The organism is Streptomyces sp. NBC_00247 (assembly GCF_036188265.1).
Lineage (GTDB): Bacteria > Actinomycetota > Actinomycetes > Streptomycetales > Streptomycetaceae > Streptomyces.
In genome coordinates this window covers 1,305,576-1,321,062 of sequence record NZ_CP108093.1, presented here as the reverse complement: position 1 = coordinate 1,321,062, position 15,487 = coordinate 1,305,576, and the positions used below count along the sequence as shown (strand labels likewise).

Sequence of the window (15,487 nt, the reverse complement as noted above, 5' to 3'; positions counted from 1 at the left end):
ATCCGGCCGGTCAGTCGCCCAGTACCCGCCGCAGATAGTCGTTGCCGAACAGCCGGTCCGGGTCCAGCCGGTCGCGTACCGCCGTGAACTCACCGAACCGCGGGTAAACCTCCGCGAGATACCCGGCGTCCCGGGTGTGCACCTTCCCCCAGTGCGGACGCCCGCCGTGCGCCGTCATGATCCGCTCGACCGCCGTGAAGTACGCCTGGTGCGGAGTGCCCCGGTAGAGATGGACGGCGATGTAGGCGCTCTCGCGGCCGGACGCGGTGGACAGGGCGATGTCGTCGGCGGGGGCGGTACGGACCTCGACCGGGAAACTGATCCGCAGCGGCGAGGCGTCCACCATCGCTTTGAGTTCCCGCAGCGCCGCCACGGCGGCCTCGCGCGGAAGGGCGTACTCCATTTCCACGAAGCGCACCCGGCGCGGGCTGGTGAACACCTTGTAGGGGATGTCCGTGTAGGTACGGGCCGACAGGGCCCGGCTGGATACCCGGGCGATCGAGGGGATCGCAGCGGGGAAGGCACGGCCCACCGAACAGGCCAGCCGGAAGATCCCGTTGGAGAGGAGTTCGTCCTCGATCCAGCCGCTGATCCGGCCCGGCGGGGCGGAGGGACCCGCGCTGCGGTTGTTGCGCTTGGTGTTGCAGTTGCCGGTGTGCGGGAACCAGTAGAACTCGAAGTGCTCGTTCTCGGTGACCAACTCGTCGAAGCCGGCGGTCACCGCGTCGAAGGTCATCGGCTCCTCGCGGGCGGTCAGCAGGAAGACGGGCTCCACCGCGAAGGTGATCGCGGTGATCACGCCCAGCGCGCCGAGCCCGATCCGCGCGACCGCGAACACCTCCGGGTTCTCCTGTTCGGAGCAGCGCAGCACCGTGCCGTCCGCAGTGACGAGTTCCAGGGCCCGGATCTGCGCGGCTATGGACGCCGAGTCGCGGCCGGTGCCGTGGGTACCGGTGGAGGTGGCCCCGGCGACGGTCTGCTCCATGATGTCGCCCATGTTGGTGAGCGAGAGTCCCTCACGGGCGAGGGCGGCGTTGAGCCGCTTGAGCGGGGTGCCCGCCTCGACGGTGACCGTCATCGCCCCGCGGTCGATGCCGCGGATGCCGGTGAGCAGGTCGGGGCGGACGAGTACCCCGTCGGTGGCCGCCGCCGCCGTGAACGAGTGACCCGTGCCGACCGGCTTCACCCGCAGTCCGTCCTCGGCGGCCCGGCGCACCGCGTCGGAGAGTTCGTCCACGGAGGCGGGCGAGACCTCCCGTACCGGCCGGGCGGTGACGTTCCCCGCCCAGTTGCGCCACGCGCGCGCCGTCCTTGCGTCGGTGCTGGTCATCTTCCCCACGCTTTCCCGTCTGCGCCGGCCTCGCCAGCCGCCGATACCCCGGGCACACCGCGACGGCCGCGAGCGCTCCCACCACCGCGTACCGCGCCCGGTACCGGACGCGTCACGGGAGAGCGCCACGGCCAGGAACGGCAGGCTCCCGGCCAGTTGGAGGGGGATCATACTCACGGCCACGGCCCGCATCCCCGCCCGGCCGCGATACCGCCCGTACGACCCGCCCCGGCGGGCGGGACGGATGTCGGTGGCGACGCTCCCGCCGCCGGGTGGCAGGATCGGAGCCATGCCCGATCTGCGCGACCCCGCCCCCTACGACGCCCTGCTGCTCCTCTCCTTCGGTGGTCCCGAAGGCCCGGACGACGTGGTTCCGTTCCTCCGGAACGTCACCCGCGGCCGGGGCATCCCCGAAGAGCGGCTGAAGGAGGTCGGCAAGCACTACTACCTCTTCGACGGCATCAGTCCGATCAACGGCCAGAACCGGGACCTCCTGGAAGCCCTGCGCACGGACTTCGCGGGCCACGGGCTGGACCTCCCGGTGTACTGGGGCAACCGCAACTGGGCCCCGTACCTGACCGACGCCCTGCGCGAGATGACCGAAGCGGGGCACCGCCGGATCCTGACCCTCGCGACCAGCGCCTACGCCTCCTACTCGGGCTGCCGGCAGTACCGCGAGAACCTCGCGGACGCGCTGGAGACCCTGCGGGCCGAGGGCCTGACGGTGCCGCGCGTGGACAAGCTGCGCCACTACTTCAACCACCCGGGCTTCGTGACGCCCATGACCGACGGGGTGCTCGCCTCGCTCGCGAGCCTCACCGACGAGGAGCGCGCGGGAGCCCACCTGGCCTTCTGCACGCACTCGATCCCCGTGTCGGCGGCCGACACCTCCGGTCCCACGGAGTCCCACGGCGACGGCGGCGCCTACGTCGCCGAGCACCTCGACGTCGCCCGGACGATCGTCGAGGCGGTACGCGAGGAGACCGGCGTCGAGTACCCGTGGCGGCTCGTCTACCAGTCCCGCAGCGGCGCCCCGCACATCCCGTGGCTGGAACCCGACATCTGCGACCACCTGGAGAACCTGCACGGCGACGGCGTCCCGGCGGCCGTGATGGTCCCCATCGGGTTCGTCTCCGACCACATGGAGGTCCTCTACGACCTCGACACGGAGGCCACCGCCAAGGCCGCCGAGCTCGGGCTGCCCGTCCGCCGGTCGGCCACCGTCGGAGCGGACCCGCGGTTCGCCGCGGCCGTCCGCGACCTCGTGCTGGAGCGCGCCGCCACCGAGCAGGGGTACCGCGTGGACCGTTGCGCGCTCGGCGCCCTCGGCCCCTCGCACGACCTCTGCCCGGTCGGCTGCTGTCCGGCCAGGACACCGAAGCCGGCCGCCGCGGGCGCCGACAGCCCGTTCTCCTGACCGCACGGCACGGCACGGCAAGCACGGCACCGCGAGCACGGCACTGCACGGCACCGTGCGTACGGGGCACCGGCGCCGCCCGGCCGCCGGTGCCCCCGTCCTGCCCCTGACCTGCCCGACCCCCGACCTGCCCGACCCCGACTTCCTGGGAGCACCGTGACCGACCCCCTGCTCGTCGAACTCCTCGAACTCGCCCGGACCGCCGCCGCCCGCGCCGGAGCCCTGCTGCGCGACGGCCGTCCCGCCGACCTGGGGGTGGCAGCGACCAAATCGAGCCCCATCGACGTCGTCACCGAGATGGACATCGCCGCCGAGAAGCTGATCACCGGCTACCTCTCGGAGCACCGCCCGCAGGACGGCTTCCTCGGCGAGGAGGGCGCGAGCCGCGAGGGCACCAGCGGTGTCCGCTGGGTCATCGACCCGCTGGACGGGACGGTGAACTACCTCTACTCCCTGCCGACCTGGGCCGTCTCGATCGCCGCGGAGCTCGACGGGGAGCGGGTCGTGGGCGTGGTCGAGGCGCCGATGCGCGGCGAGACCTTCCACGCGGTGCGGGGCGGCGGCGCGTACGTGAACGGCACCGCTCTGCGCGTCCGGCCCGCCCCGCCGCTGGACCAGGCGCTCGTGTCGACCGGCTTCAACTACGTCGCCACCGTCCGCACCCACCAGGCCGACGTGGCCCAGCAGCTGATCCCGAGGCTCCGGGACATCCGGCGCGGGGGCTCGGCCGCCATCGACCTGTGCGACGTGGCCGCCGGCCGGCTCGATGGCTACTACGAGCGCGGACTCCACCCCTGGGACCTGGCGGCCGGCGACCTCATCGCCCGCGAGGCCGGCGCGCTCACCGGCGGACGCCCGGGGCTGCCCGCCGACGGGGACCTGACGGTGGCCGCCTCGCCGGGCGTCTTCGAGCCCCTCCAGGCGATCCTGGAGCAGCTGGGCGCCTGGCACGACTGACGCGGCCCCGGCCCGGGCACACGACATCCCGGACGTGCGGAACGCCCGCCGCGACTCCTCGGGAGTCCCGGCGGGCGTTCCGTGTGGTGCGGGCGATGCGTCGCCGCGGCTCGGTGGTGCGGCTCGGTGGTGCGGGTGGCGCACGTGCGGTGGGTGCGGTGTGCGGGTCGGGTCCGGGTCAGACGGTGGTGACTCCGGTCCCGACGCCGGTCTCGACGCCGTGTTCGGCGGCGAGGCGCAGCAGATCGTCCAGCTCGCTCTGCTCGACGTCCGCCAGGAAGTCGTCACCCGTCTCGCGTGCCCGGGTGAGGTCGGACTCGGTCGTCCTGATGCGGTACAGCAGCCCTGCGGTGAAAGCGTCCATGAAGCGCCCCCTCGGCGTGGGTCGGTGGCACGGGGGTGTGCCGGGATGTCTCGGGCCTGGTCCCGAGTGCCGTCGGTCACGCGGTTCCTCCGGGAAAAGGAACGGCAGTGGCGAGCCACGTACGTGGCGTGATCGCGGGTGTAAATCCGTCCTCCCCGGGCCGGGAGCGGGAGAAACCTCAACTCGCCCGTGAATATGCCGCCTTCCTCGTTCTCCTTCGGACCCGCGGGCCGCCGCCGGCCGCCTTACCGCCGGTTTATGGGTGTTGCGGGCAGGATGGTCGCGAACAGTCGGTCCGACGTGCCCCGGGAAGGGGGCCGTCGGGCTGCCCGCGGGACGTGCGGAACGTCCGCCGGAACCGCATCAGAGAAGGGACAGTGCCGTGCGCGTACTCGTCGTCGAGGACGAGCAGCTGCTCGCCGACGCGGTGGCCACCGGACTCCGCCGCGAGGCGATGGCCGTCGACGTGGTCTACGACGGAGCGGCCGCCCTGGAACGGGTCGAGGTCAACGACTACGACGTCGTGGTGCTCGACCGGGACCTCCCGCTCGTCCACGGGGACGACGTCTGCCGCAAGATCGTCGAGCTGGGCATGCCCACCCGGGTGCTCATGCTCACCGCGTCCGGGGACGTGTCCGACCGGGTCGAAGGACTGGAGCTGGGAGCCGACGACTACCTCCCCAAGCCCTTCGCCTTCAGCGAGCTGACCGCCCGGGTCCGCGCGCTGGGCCGGCGTACGACGGTGGCACTGCCGCCCGTCCTGGAGCGGGCCGGCATCAAGCTCGACCCCAACCGCCGCGAGGTCTTCCGGGGCGAGCAGGAGATCCAGCTCGCGCCGAAGGAGTTCGCCGTGCTGGAGGTCCTGATGCGCAGCGAGGGTGCGGTGGTCTCGGCCGAGCAGCTGCTGGAGAAGGCGTGGGACGAGAACACCGACCCCTTCACCAACGTCGTGCGGGTGACCGTCATGACGCTGCGCCGCAAACTCGGTGAGCCCCCGGTCATCGTCACCGTGCCCGGTTCCGGTTACCGGATCTGAGCGAGATGGCCACGTCCTCGGCGCCGGTGCCGGCGCCTCCGAAACCCACCTGGGACCCCAAGCAGCAGGACCTCACCTCGCCCTGGCTGCGTCCCACCATCCGGATACGGCTGACGCTCCTCTACGGCGGGATGTTCCTGATCGCGGGCATCCTGCTGCTCGCGATCATCTACATGCTGGCCGCGCAGGCCCTGCACGATGCCGGAGGCCCTGCCTTCCAGGTGTCCGGCACCAACGTCCGGATCTCCAGTACGACGTGCCCGCAGCTGGCGGCCTCGCAGAACAACGACCAGCTCAACGACGCCATCAAGGCCTGCACGGCCTCCCAGCGCCAGCACGCGCTGGACAGCCTCCTGAACCGGGCCCTGCTGGCGCTGGTGGGGCTCAGCATCATCGCCTTCGCCTTCGGCTACGCGATGGCGGGCCGCGTCCTGTCGCCGCTCGGCAAGATCACCCGTACCGCCCGCAGGGTGGCCGGGACGGATCTGTCGCGCCGGATCGAGCTGGACGGACCGGACGACGAGCTCAAAGAGCTCTCCGACACCTTCGACGAGATGCTGGACCGCCTGGAGCGCGCCTTCACCGCGCAGCAGCGGTTCGTCGGCAACGCCTCGCACGAGCTGCGGACCCCGCTGGCGATCAACCGCACCCTGCTGGAGGTGCACCTCTCGGACCCGGCGGCCCCGCCCGAGCTCCAGCAACTGGGCAAGACGCTGCTCGCCACCAACGAGCGCAGCGAGCAGCTGGTGGAGGGCCTTCTGCTGCTCGCCAGGAGCGAGAACCAGATCGTCGAGCGGAAGCCGGTCGACCTGGCCGAGGTCGCCGAGCGCGCCCTCGACCAGGCGCGCGCGGAGGCCGCCCAGAAGGGCGTGGAGATCCGCGGCGAGCGCGCGCCCGCCGTGGTCCAGGGCAACGGCGTCCTGCTGGAGAGGATCGCCCTGAACCTCGTGCAGAACGCCGTGCGCTACAACGTCCCGGAGTCGGGCTGGGTGGAGGTCACCACCCACTTCGGGCCCGGACAGGCGCTGCTGGTGGTCTCGAACACGGGTCCGGTGGTTCCCGCGTACGAGATCGACAACCTCTTCGAGCCGTTCCGGAGGCTCCGCACGGAGCGGACGGGGAGCGACAAGGGAGTCGGCCTCGGCCTGTCGATCGCGAGATCCGTGGCGCGGGCCCATGGAGGCCGTATCATCGCGGAGCCCCGAGAGGGGGGCGGTCTCGTGATGCGTGTCACTCTGCCCGTCTGAAAAGCCTCACGGCGTGAGCGGGGGGAGGGTCCATCGCTTTCGCTTTGAGCGGAATTTTCGTACTGCGTCCCCGGTTTGTCCCTGTGTGATCCATCACAGGGGTCACAGTGGACGCGTCTACTCTCCGTGAGCCTCCTTCGGGCGTAAAGCCGGGAAACGCCCGGGTTTTCGAGGGGTGGTATCACGGGAAGTACACGGGGTGGCACCCGTGGAGCAGGGCATCCGGACCGTGTACGGTCCCCTTCGCCACCCAAGACGGCCGCTCAGCGGCGGCCGGTTCGGGTGTCGATTGAGTAACAGACCTTGATGTGAGGCAAAATCTCCGCCTCAGGTCGGGCACAAGTCCGGCCTCTCACGCGTTACGTGCGCTGAGACACCCGCAGAAACCCAAGAGGGGGAGAGCGACATGGCAACGGATTACGACACCCCACGCAAGACCGACGACGACGTCGATCAGGACAGCCTGGAAGAGCTGAAGGCACGGCGGAGCGACAAGACCGCGTCCGCCGTCGACGTCGACGAGTTCGACGCCGCGGAGGGCCTTGAGCTGCCCGGCGCGGACCTGTCCAACGAAGAACTCGCCGTTCGCGTCCTGCCCAAGCAGGCCGACGAGTTCACCTGCATGAGCTGTTTCCTCGTGCACCACCGCAGCCAGCTGGCTCGCGAGAAGAACGGCCAGCCGATCTGCCGCGACTGCGACTGAGGCAGGCCCGCCGTGACAGGCGACAACCCGTTCCGGAAGCGGCGCTCACGGCGCAGTGAAGGGCCGGAGGCGAATGAGGGCGACACGGGCCCGGCAGTGGGCTCGCAAGCCCCTGACGGGCGTCACAAGGCCCCGCACGACCCCTCCGGCACGACCGACGACGAGCGGGGCCACCCGGCCTCGCTCGAAGTGGCCCCGGCGGCCGGCCTGCCGGACGGGGCCGAACAGGCCGGGGAGCCCGGTGACCAGCGGACTCCGGCACCCGAAGCGGCCCCGACCGGGCCGCTGAACGCAGTGAAACGGGGCGTGCACAAGGGCGGGGAGAGCGTCAGAGCGGTCGCCGGACATCTGGCCGACCGGATCATCGACACGGCTCCCCGTGTTCCCGTGCGCGACCTCGCCACGCTCCGCCGCCACTTTCCGGGACTCGGTCCCGAGGAGATCGCGGACCGCCTCGTCGCGGGCGCGAGCAAGGCCACCGCGGCCGTGGGCGCGGGCATCGGGGCGGCGGCCATGCTGCCCGTACCTCCCGCCATGCTCGCCGAGCTGGCGGCGGAGATCACCGGGGTGGCCGCGATCGAGCTGAAGCTCGTCGCCGAACTCCACGAGGTCTACGGCAACCGCCCCCCGGGCAACCTCACCCAGCGCACCACCGCCTACCTCGCGTCCTGGACGGAGGAGCGCGGCGTAGACGTCAGTCGCCCCGTCACGCTCAACGCGGCCCTGGGCGGCCAGATGAAACGCGAGTTGCGTCAGCAGATCATGAAGCGCATGGCGCGCGATCTGCCCAACCTCATCCCCTTGATGATCGGCGCCGCCGTGGGCGCGGCGATGAACCGCCGCGACACCCGCAAGCTGGCCGGACACATCAGGAAGGACCTGCGGAAACAGCAGGTCGCCTGGGACCGGCTCACCGGACTTCCGGCACTGGAGCAGCCCGCCGGACCGACCGTCCTCCCCCCGGAGGCGGAGGGCCGCTGAGGGGGCCGCGCGGCCCGCTCGCCCGACCCGCGCGGGCTGCCGGGCACGGGGGACGCTCAGTCCTGGGACGCCACCGGCGCGGTGGAGAGCGCGGCGATGAGCGCCTGCGGCTCGCGCGTCGAGAGGTAGAGGTAGGGCGTGGGGTCCGCGGGGTCGGTCACCTTCACCCGCACCGCCGTCGGGATGTAGCCGCGCAGCAGCATGAAGGCGCGTGCGTCGGCCTTGTACGTACGCCAGGCCCGCGCCTCCTCCGCGTCCAGCGCCTCGGCGTCCCCGAGAGCCGAGAGGGGAATCCGCGCGTCCCCGGCGACCAGGGAGTCGGCGACCACCCGGATACGGACGGAGCCGTACGAACTGACCACGACCGCCGTCGCCGCCGTGCCGCCGACCAGCCCCGCGAGCAGGAACAGGCCGCCGAGCGGCAGGAGCATCAGCGCGCAGGCCACTCCCACCCCGAAGGCGAGGAGCCACCAGGTGCGGGGTGCGGTGAGGCGTTCGTCGTAGGGCGGTACGGAAGGCTGCATGGGAACAAGCTTGGCACGGCGAGACCCGCGGTCGGGCTCGCGGGTAAGGTCTGCGCGTGTGAGTGGAACATCTGCAGCTCTGACACCCCCGGCCGACGCGGTGGCACCCGTGCGGCACCCCGAGGCGCCCGCGCCCGGTGAGCTTCTCGGCTCGCACTACGAACACTGTTTCGGCTGCGGCGGCGAGCAGCCCCACGGCCTGCACCTCGCGGCCCGCGCCGGCGAGGGCGTGAGCGTGACCGCCGAGTTCACCGTGCGTCCCGAACACCAGGGTGCGCCCGGCCTGGCGCACGGCGGCGTGCTCGCCACGGCGCTGGACGAGACGATCGGCTCGCTGAGCTGGCTGCTGCGGGTCATCGCGGTCACCGGCCGGCTGGAGACCGACTTCTCGGCGCCCGTCCCGGTCGGGACCGTGCTGCACCTTCGGGCGCGGGTCGTCGCCGTGCACGGCAGGAAGATCTACTCCACCGCCATCGGCCGGATCGGCGGCCCCGAGGGCCCTGTCGCGGTGCGGGCCGACGCCCTCTTCGTCGAGGTGAAGGTCGACCACTTCATCGACAACGGCCGCCCCGACGAGATCCGCGCGGCGATGGCCGACCCCGACCAGATCAAGCGTGCCCGAGCCTTCGAGGTGAACCCGTGACCCGTCCTCCCGTCGACGTCCTTCTCCGGCGCCTGGACCCGCAGGTCCCGGTTCCCGCGTACGGCCACCCCGGCGACGCCGGTGCCGACCTGGTGACCACCGAGGCGGCGGAGCTCGCCCCGGGGGAGCGGGCGGTGCTGCCCACCGGCGTGTCGATCGCCCTGCCGGACGGCTACGCGGCCTTCGTGCACCCCCGCTCCGGCCTCGCGGCCCGCTGCGGAGTAGCCCTCGTGAATGCCCCGGGGACGGTGGATGCCGGGTACCGTGGAGAGATCAAGGTGATCGTCGTCAACCTCGACCCGCGCGAGACCGTGCGGTTCGAGCGTTTCGACCGGATTGCCCAATTGATCGTCCAGCAGGTCGAGAAGGTGCGCTTCCACGAGGTCGCGGAACTTCCCGGCTCGGCACGGGCCGAGGGGGGATTCGGGTCCACCGGCGGTCATGCCTCGGTGGACGGCGTCGGGGGCGGTAACACCCCGGGTGGGAACAACTACGCTTCGGTCGTATCCGACCGGGAAGGACAGTGACGTGTTCGGACGTCGCAAGAAGAGTGGTTCCGCCGAGGACACGGTGGACGAAGCGCGCGAGACCGAGCAGGTCGCCGACGAGCTCGATGACGCCGACGACGCGGTGAGCGCGCGTCGGACGAACCTTCCGCCGGCCCCTCGGCCGGACGGACCCTGGGACGTCTCCGAGGTCTCCAGGCCCGGCGAGGGCCGGGTCGACCTGGGCGGCGTCTTCGTGCCCGGAGTCGAGGGCATGGAACTCCGGGTGGAGGTGGCCGGGGACGCGATCGTCGCCGCCACCGTGGTGCTGCGCGACAGCGCGATCCAGTTGCAGGCCTTCGCCGCCCCCAAGAAGGAGGGCATCTGGGGCGAGGTCCGCGAGGAGATCGCCTCGGGCATCACCAAGCAGGGCGGGATCATCGACGAGGTCGAGGGCCCGCTCGGCTGGGAGCTGCGCGCCCAGGTCCCCGTACAGCTTCCCGACGGGAAGAACGGTGTACAGCTGGTGCGCTTCGTCGGCGTCGACGGACCCCGGTGGTTCCTGCGCGGAGTGATCTCGGGCCAGGGTGCCGTGCAGCCGCAGGCCGCCGGACTCCTGGAGCAGATCTTCCGGGACACCGTGGTCGTCCGCGGCGAGGGCCCGATGGCCCCCCGTGACCCGATCGTCCTCAAGCTCCCCAACGACGCCCAGATGGTGCCCGAGGGTGTCCAGCAGGAGGACCAGGAGAGCTCCAAGTTCTCCGGCGGCATGGGCCAGCTCCAGCGCGGACCGGAGATCAGCGAGATCCGCTAGGGCGCGGTCCGTACGGACCGCGGTTCGCTCAAGGCCGGTGGGCCGCACCCCCTCACCCGGGGTGCGGCCCACCGGCCTTTCCGCGTGCCGCGCGGCCCGCGTCCGCTGGTGCCTCTCCCCGTGCGCTTACTCGTGTCTCCCGCGCCGCGTCCGGCAGCCGTCAGGGGCGCGTATCGGCGCCGTATGGGCGCCGTCAAGGGAGTGCCCGCGCACGTATGGAAGACATCAACGGCGGCCGGAAAGGCTCTGGCCGGAGGTTTGCTCAGGGGGTCCGAGAAACCGAACCTCAACTAGGAGCACACGATGGCCGACGTGGCCTTCGTCGTCACCACGATCGCGGTCTTCGCGCTGGTGGCCCTCATCGCCAGGGGGGTGGCGAAGCTGTGACTGCCGAGAACATCGTCGGCCTCGTCGTGGCCGTCGCCCTGCTGGGCTACCTCGTCCTCGCCCTTCTGTACCCGGAGAGGTTCTAGCCCGACATGAGTCCCCTCTTCGCCGGTGTGCTCCAAGTGCTCGCGCTGATCGTCGCGCTGGGCCTGGCCCACCGTCCCCTCGGCGACCACATGGCACGCGTCTACTCCTCCGACAAGCATGTGCGCGTCGAGAAGTGGATGTACCGGGCCATCGGCGCCGACCCCGGCACCCAGATGCGCTGGCCCGCCTATCTGCGCGGCGTCCTCGCGTTCTCCGCGGTGAGCCTGCTCTTCCTGTACCTCCTCCAGCGGCTGCAGGGCAGTCTGCCCGGCTCCCTCGGCTTCGTCGCGATCGACCCGGACCAGGCGTTCAACACGGCGGCGTCCTTCGTCGCCAACACCAACTGGCAGTCGTACTACGGCGAGCAGGCCATGGGCCACGTCGTGCAGACCGGCGGCCTCGCGGTGCAGAACTTCGTCTCCGCCGCCGTCGGCATGGCCGTCGCGGTGGCTCTCGTACGCGGCTTCGCCCGGTCCCGCACCGGTGAGCTCGGCAACTTCTGGGCCGACCTGGTGCGCGGCACGGTCCGCATCCTGCTCCCCATCTCGGTGCTCGGCGCTCTGATCCTGGTCGCCTGCGGCGCGATCCAGAACTTCTCCGGCATCCACGAGGTCGGCCAGTTCATGGGCGGCTCACAGCAGTGGAACGGCGGTGCGGTCGCCTCGCAGGAGGTCATCAAGGAGCTGGGCACGAACGGCGGCGGTTACTTCAACGCCAACTCCGCCCACCCCTTCGAGAACCCCGACGGCTTCACCAACCTCTTCGAAGCCTTCCTGATCCTCGTCATCCCCTTCGCGCTGACCCGCACCTTCGGCCGCATGGTCGGCTCGCTCAAGCAGGGCTACGCGATCCTCGGCACGATGGCCGCCATCTGGGTCGGCTTCATCGCCCTGATGATGTGGACCGAGTTCGCCCACCACGGCCCCGCGTTCGACATCGCGGGCGGAGCGATGGAGGGCAAGGAGAATCGATTCGGCGTCGCCGGGTCCTCGATCTTCGCCGTCACCACCACGCTCACCTCCACCGGTGCGGTCGACTCGTTCCACTCCTCCTACACCGGCTTCGGCGGCGGCATCACCATGCTGGGCATGCAGCTCGGCGAGATCGCGCCCGGTGGGGTCGGCTCCGGCCTCTACGGCATGCTGATCATGGCGATCATCGCGGTCTTCCTGGCCGGCCTGATGGTCGGGCGCACGCCGGAGTACCTGGGCAAGAAGATCGGTACCCGCGAGATCAAGCTCGCGGCCTGCTACATCCTGGTCGTCCCCGCCCTGGTGCTCGGCTTCACGGCCGTGGCGATGGCGCTGCCCACCCCGGGCGACTCCATGACGAACACGGGCGCGCACGGTTTCTCCGAGATCCTGTACGCCTACACCTCCGGCGCGAACAACAACGGCTCCGCCTTCGCGGGGCTCAACGCCGACACCCAGTGGTTCAACACCACCATCGGGCTCGCGATGCTCCTCGGACGGTTCGTCCCGATGGTCTTCGTGCTGGCCCTGGCCGGCTCGCTGGCCGAGCAGAAGCCCGTACCGGAGACCACCGGCACCCTCAGCACCCACAAGCCGCTCTTCAGCGGGCTGCTGGTCGGCGCCATCATGATCGTCACCGGTCTGACCTACTTCCCCGCCCTCGCTCTGGGCCCGCTCGCCGAGGGGCTGGCGTCATGACCACACGAACCCCGCAAGAGGACACCATGTCCACCCTCGCCCAGCCGCCCGCACCGCACGGGGACGGACCGGCCGACCCGAAGCCGGCCGCCGCCCGCGTCGGCGGAGGATTCTTCGACCCGAAGCAGCTGCTCACCTCCTTCCCGGAGGCGGTCCGCAAGCTCGACCCCCGGGTGATGGTCAAGTCCCCGGTCATGTTCGTGGTGCTGGTCGGCTCGGTCTTCACGACCGTGCTCGCGGCCACCGACCCCACCGACTGGTTCGGCTGGGCCATCGCCCTCTGGCTGTGGCTGACGACGATCTTCGCCAACCTCGCCGAGGCGGTGGCCGAGGGCCGGGGCAAGGCGCAGGCCGACACGCTGCGCAAGGCCAAGACCGACACGGTCGCCCGCCGGCTGAACGGCTCGCGCGAGGAGAGCGTCCCCGGCACCGAACTGCGCATCGGCGACCTGGTCGTCTGCGAGGCCGGGGACGTCATCCCCGGCGACGGTGACGTCGTGGAGGGTGTGGCGTCGGTGGACGAGTCCGCGATCACGGGCGAGTCCGCCCCGGTGATCCGTGAGTCCGGCGGTGACCGCAGTGCCGTCACCGGTGGCACGAAGGTCCTGTCCGACCGCGTCGTCATCAAGATCACCACCAAGCCGGGCGAGACCTTCATCGACCGGATGATCAGCCTGGTCGAGGGCGCGGCGCGGCAGAAGACGCCGAACGAGATCGCGCTGAACATCCTGCTGGCGTCGCTCACGATCGTCTTCATGCTCGCCGTGGTGACCCTCCAGCCGTTCGCGGTCTACGCGGGCAGCAAGCAGTCGATGATCGTGCTGGCCGCGTTGCTGGTCTGCCTGATCCCGACGACGATCGGGGCGCTGCTCTCGGCGATCGGTATCGCCGGCATGGACCGGCTGGTGCAGCGCAACGTGCTGGCCATGTCCGGCCGGGCCGTCGAGGCGGCCGGTGACGTGTCCACGCTGCTGCTCGACAAGACCGGCACCATCACGCTCGGCAACCGCCAGGCCGCCGAGTTCCTCCCGGTCAGGGGCACGACGGAGGCGGAACTCGCGGACGCCGCCCAGCTCTCCTCGCTCGCCGACGAGACCCCCGAGGGCCGCTCGATCGTGGTCCTCGCCAAGGGGAAGTACGGGCTGCGCGAGCGCCACCGCGGTGAGCTGGCGCACGCCGTATGGGTCGAGTTCACCGCCCAGACCCGCATGTCGGGCGTGGACGTGGACGGCCGCTGCGTCCGCAAGGGCGCGACCGGCTCGGTGGTGGCCTGGGTGAAGGAGCGCGGCGGCACCGTCGCGGACGACGCCCAGACGCTGACGGACCGGATCTCCGAGGCCGGCGGCACCCCGCTCCTCGTGGCGGTCGACGACGCCGACGGCGCCCGGGTCCTGGGTGTCGTCCACCTCAAGGACGTCGTCAAGGAGGGGATGCGGGAGCGGTTCGACGAGCTGCGCCGGATGGGCATCCGCACGGTGATGATCACCGGCGACAACCCGCTGACCGCCAAGGCCATCGCCGAGGAGGCGGGGGTCGACGACTTCCTCGCCGAGGCGACGCCCGAGGACAAGATGGCCCTCATCAAGCGGGAGCAGGCGGGCGGCAAGCTCGTCGCGATGACCGGCGACGGTACGAACGACGCCCCCGCCCTGGCCCAGGCCGACGTCGGCGTGGCGATGAACACGGGCACCTCGGCCGCCAAGGAGGCCGGGAACATGGTGGACCTGGACTCCAACCCCACCAAGCTGATCGAGATCGTCGCGATCGGCAAGCAGCTCCTGATCACCCGTGGCGCGCTCACCACGTTCTCGATCGCCAACGACGTCGCGAAGTACTTCGCGATCATCCCGGCGATGTTCGCGGTGGTCTACCCGGGCCTGGACAAGCTCAACATCATGCGGCTCGACTCCCCGCAGTCCGCGATCCTGTCCGCCGTCGTCTTCAACGCGCTGATCATCGTCGCGCTCGTACCGCTCGCTCTCAAGGGCGTCCGCTACCGGCCGGCCGGCGCGGACAGCATGCTCCGGCGCAACCTCGGGATCTACGGTCTCGGCGGCCTGGTCGCCCCGTTCATCGGCATCAAGATCATCGACCTGATCATCTCCCTCATCCCCGGAATCGGCTGATCGGCATGAACACCTCCGTAGGAAACACGACCCGGCTGCTGCTGGCCGGTCTGAGGGCCCTGCTCGTCCTCACCCTGGTCTGCGGCGTCATCTACCCGCTCGCGGTCACCGGTGTCGCCCAGGCGCTCTTCTCCCACAAGGCCAACGGCTCCGAGGTCAGCAGCGACGGCAAGGTCGTCGGCTCCGAGCTGATCGGCCAGCGCTACGACCTGCCGCTCAAGGACGGCCAGGACACGGCGGACCCGGACCTCAAGTGGTTCCAGCCCCGCCCCACCAACGGTCTCGGCAGCAACAGCGTCAACACCCAGTACAAGCTCATCCTCTCCGGGGCGACCAACCGCTCCGGCGACAACAAGGACCTGATCGACTGGGTCACCGCCGCCAAGGCGGCCGTGGTCGAGGACAACTCCGTGCCCGGCCACCCGGTCGACCCCGAGGACGTGCCGGCCGACGCCGTCACCTCCTCCGGCTCCGGCCTCGACCCCGACATCTCCCCGGAGTACGCGGAGATCCAGATCCGCCGGGTCGCCGAGAAGAACCACCTCCCGGTGGACCGGGTGAGCAAGCTCGTCGACGACAACACCAGCGGACGCATCATCGGATTCATCGGTGAACCCCGCGTCAACGTCCTCCGGCTGAACGTCGCGCTGAAGGAACTGGTCGACGCGGGCTGACACGGTCAGCGCTCCGGGGCACGGCGGAGCCCCCGGAACCGC

General features: G+C 70.9%; 16 protein-coding genes. 13 read left to right on the top strand and 3 right to left on the bottom strand.

Translation table 11 applies throughout. The annotated features are described in order from the left end of the window. Positions 1–10 precede the first annotated feature (10 nt). Positions 11–1,330: a D-arabinono-1,4-lactone oxidase gene (locus OHT52_RS05220; protein ID WP_328718953.1), complete on the bottom strand. Its 1,320-nt coding sequence runs from the start codon at positions 1,328–1,330 to the stop codon at positions 11–13. Between the two features lie 289 nt (positions 1,331–1,619). Between OHT52_RS05220 and OHT52_RS05215 the strand changes: the two genes are divergently transcribed. Further along, positions 1,620–2,747 (top strand): ferrochelatase, encoded by a 1,128-nt coding sequence (locus OHT52_RS05215; protein ID WP_328718952.1) that lies wholly within the window; start codon positions 1,620–1,622, stop codon positions 2,745–2,747. 156 nt (positions 2,748–2,903) lie between these two features. Next, the gene (locus tag OHT52_RS05210; RefSeq protein ID WP_328718951.1) at positions 2,904–3,704 is read left to right on the top strand and encodes an inositol monophosphatase family protein; all 801 of its coding nucleotides are present in this window, start codon (positions 2,904–2,906) and stop codon (positions 3,702–3,704) included. Positions 3,705–3,882: 178 nt separating this feature from the next. Here the strand turns inward: OHT52_RS05210 and OHT52_RS05205 are convergent, their stop codons facing one another. After that, positions 3,883–4,068 (bottom strand): hypothetical protein, encoded by a 186-nt coding sequence (locus OHT52_RS05205; RefSeq protein WP_328718950.1) that lies wholly within the window; start codon positions 4,066–4,068, stop codon positions 3,883–3,885. Positions 4,069–4,450: 382 nt separating this feature from the next. On the opposite strand from OHT52_RS05205, the gene OHT52_RS05200 reads away from it, so the two are divergent. The 4 genes from OHT52_RS05200 (at position 4,451) to OHT52_RS05185 (ending at position 8,035) form a co-directional block, all read left to right on the top strand. After that, positions 4,451–5,104 carry a response regulator transcription factor gene (locus OHT52_RS05200; protein ID WP_275491683.1) on the top strand — a complete coding sequence of 218 codons (654 nt, stop codon included), beginning with the start codon at positions 4,451–4,453 and terminating at the stop codon, positions 5,102–5,104. Between the two features lie 5 nt (positions 5,105–5,109). Then, positions 5,110–6,351, top strand: coding sequence for a sensor histidine kinase (locus OHT52_RS05195; RefSeq protein WP_328718949.1), 1,242 nt, complete (start codon positions 5,110–5,112; stop codon positions 6,349–6,351). A gap of 406 nt (positions 6,352–6,757) precedes the next feature. Further along, positions 6,758–7,054 (top strand): DUF4193 domain-containing protein, encoded by a 297-nt coding sequence (locus OHT52_RS05190; RefSeq protein ID WP_003965732.1) that lies wholly within the window; start codon positions 6,758–6,760, stop codon positions 7,052–7,054. 12 nt (positions 7,055–7,066) lie between these two features. Next, complete coding sequence (locus OHT52_RS05185; RefSeq protein WP_328718948.1) at positions 7,067–8,035, top strand: hypothetical protein; 969 nt, start codon at positions 7,067–7,069, stop codon at positions 8,033–8,035. A gap of 56 nt (positions 8,036–8,091) precedes the next feature. Here OHT52_RS05185 and OHT52_RS05180 read toward each other — a convergent pair whose 3' ends face one another. After that, positions 8,092–8,559, bottom strand: a complete 468-nt coding sequence (locus OHT52_RS05180; protein ID WP_328718947.1) for a DUF3093 domain-containing protein — start codon at positions 8,557–8,559, stop codon at positions 8,092–8,094. Between the two features lie 58 nt (positions 8,560–8,617). On the opposite strand from OHT52_RS05180, the gene OHT52_RS05175 reads away from it, so the two are divergent. The 7 genes from OHT52_RS05175 (at position 8,618) to OHT52_RS05145 (ending at position 15,445) form a co-directional block, all read left to right on the top strand. Then, positions 8,618–9,202, top strand: a complete 585-nt coding sequence (locus tag OHT52_RS05175; protein ID WP_328718946.1) for a PaaI family thioesterase — start codon at positions 8,618–8,620, stop codon at positions 9,200–9,202. Then, the gene (gene dut, locus OHT52_RS05170) at positions 9,199–9,729 is read left to right on the top strand and encodes a dUTP diphosphatase (protein ID WP_328718945.1); all 531 of its coding nucleotides are present in this window, start codon (positions 9,199–9,201) and stop codon (positions 9,727–9,729) included. The genes OHT52_RS05175 and dut overlap by 4 nt, the downstream gene beginning before the upstream one ends. Position 9,730: 1 nt before the next feature. Beyond that, positions 9,731–10,501, top strand: a complete 771-nt coding sequence (locus OHT52_RS05165) for a DUF3710 domain-containing protein (protein WP_328718944.1) — start codon at positions 9,731–9,733, stop codon at positions 10,499–10,501. Between the two features lie 383 nt (positions 10,502–10,884). Continuing rightward, positions 10,885–10,974 carry a K(+)-transporting ATPase subunit F gene (gene kdpF / locus OHT52_RS05160; protein ID WP_078075662.1) on the top strand — a complete coding sequence of 30 codons (90 nt, stop codon included), beginning with the start codon at positions 10,885–10,887 and terminating at the stop codon, positions 10,972–10,974. Positions 10,975–10,980: 6 nt separating this feature from the next. Continuing rightward, positions 10,981–12,645: a potassium-transporting ATPase subunit KdpA gene (kdpA, locus tag OHT52_RS05155; RefSeq protein ID WP_328718943.1), complete on the top strand. Its 1,665-nt coding sequence runs from the start codon at positions 10,981–10,983 to the stop codon at positions 12,643–12,645. Then, complete coding sequence (gene kdpB, locus OHT52_RS05150) at positions 12,642–14,771, top strand: potassium-transporting ATPase subunit KdpB (RefSeq protein WP_443046499.1); 2,130 nt, start codon at positions 12,642–12,644, stop codon at positions 14,769–14,771. Before kdpA ends, kdpB begins: the two co-directional genes overlap by 4 nt. Positions 14,772–14,776: 5 nt before the next feature. Continuing rightward, positions 14,777–15,445, top strand: coding sequence for a potassium-transporting ATPase subunit C (locus tag OHT52_RS05145; RefSeq protein WP_328718942.1), 669 nt, complete (start codon positions 14,777–14,779; stop codon positions 15,443–15,445). Positions 15,446–15,487 lie beyond the last annotated feature (42 nt).

What these genes read in the sequence shown, in the direction of transcription:
- OHT52_RS05220 (WP_328718953.1), bottom strand. Translation starts at nt 1,330, where the DNA reads ATGACCAGCACCGACGCAAGGACGGCGCGCGCGTGGCGCAACTGGGCG.
- OHT52_RS05215 (WP_328718952.1), top strand. Translation starts at nt 1,620, where the DNA reads ATGCCCGATCTGCGCGACCCCGCCCCCTACGACGCCCTGCTGCTCCTC.
- OHT52_RS05205 (WP_328718950.1), bottom strand. Translation starts at nt 4,068, where the DNA reads ATGGACGCTTTCACCGCAGGGCTGCTGTACCGCATCAGGACGACCGAG.
- OHT52_RS05195 (WP_328718949.1), top strand. Translation starts at nt 5,110, where the DNA reads ATGGCCACGTCCTCGGCGCCGGTGCCGGCGCCTCCGAAACCCACCTGG.
- OHT52_RS05190 (WP_003965732.1), top strand. Translation starts at nt 6,758, where the DNA reads ATGGCAACGGATTACGACACCCCACGCAAGACCGACGACGACGTCGAT.
- OHT52_RS05180 (WP_328718947.1), bottom strand. Translation starts at nt 8,559, where the DNA reads ATGCAGCCTTCCGTACCGCCCTACGACGAACGCCTCACCGCACCCCGC.
- kdpA (WP_328718943.1), top strand. Translation starts at nt 10,981, where the DNA reads ATGAGTCCCCTCTTCGCCGGTGTGCTCCAAGTGCTCGCGCTGATCGTC.
- kdpB (WP_443046499.1), top strand. Translation starts at nt 12,642, where the DNA reads ATGACCACACGAACCCCGCAAGAGGACACCATGTCCACCCTCGCCCAG.
- OHT52_RS05145 (WP_328718942.1), top strand. Translation starts at nt 14,777, where the DNA reads ATGAACACCTCCGTAGGAAACACGACCCGGCTGCTGCTGGCCGGTCTG.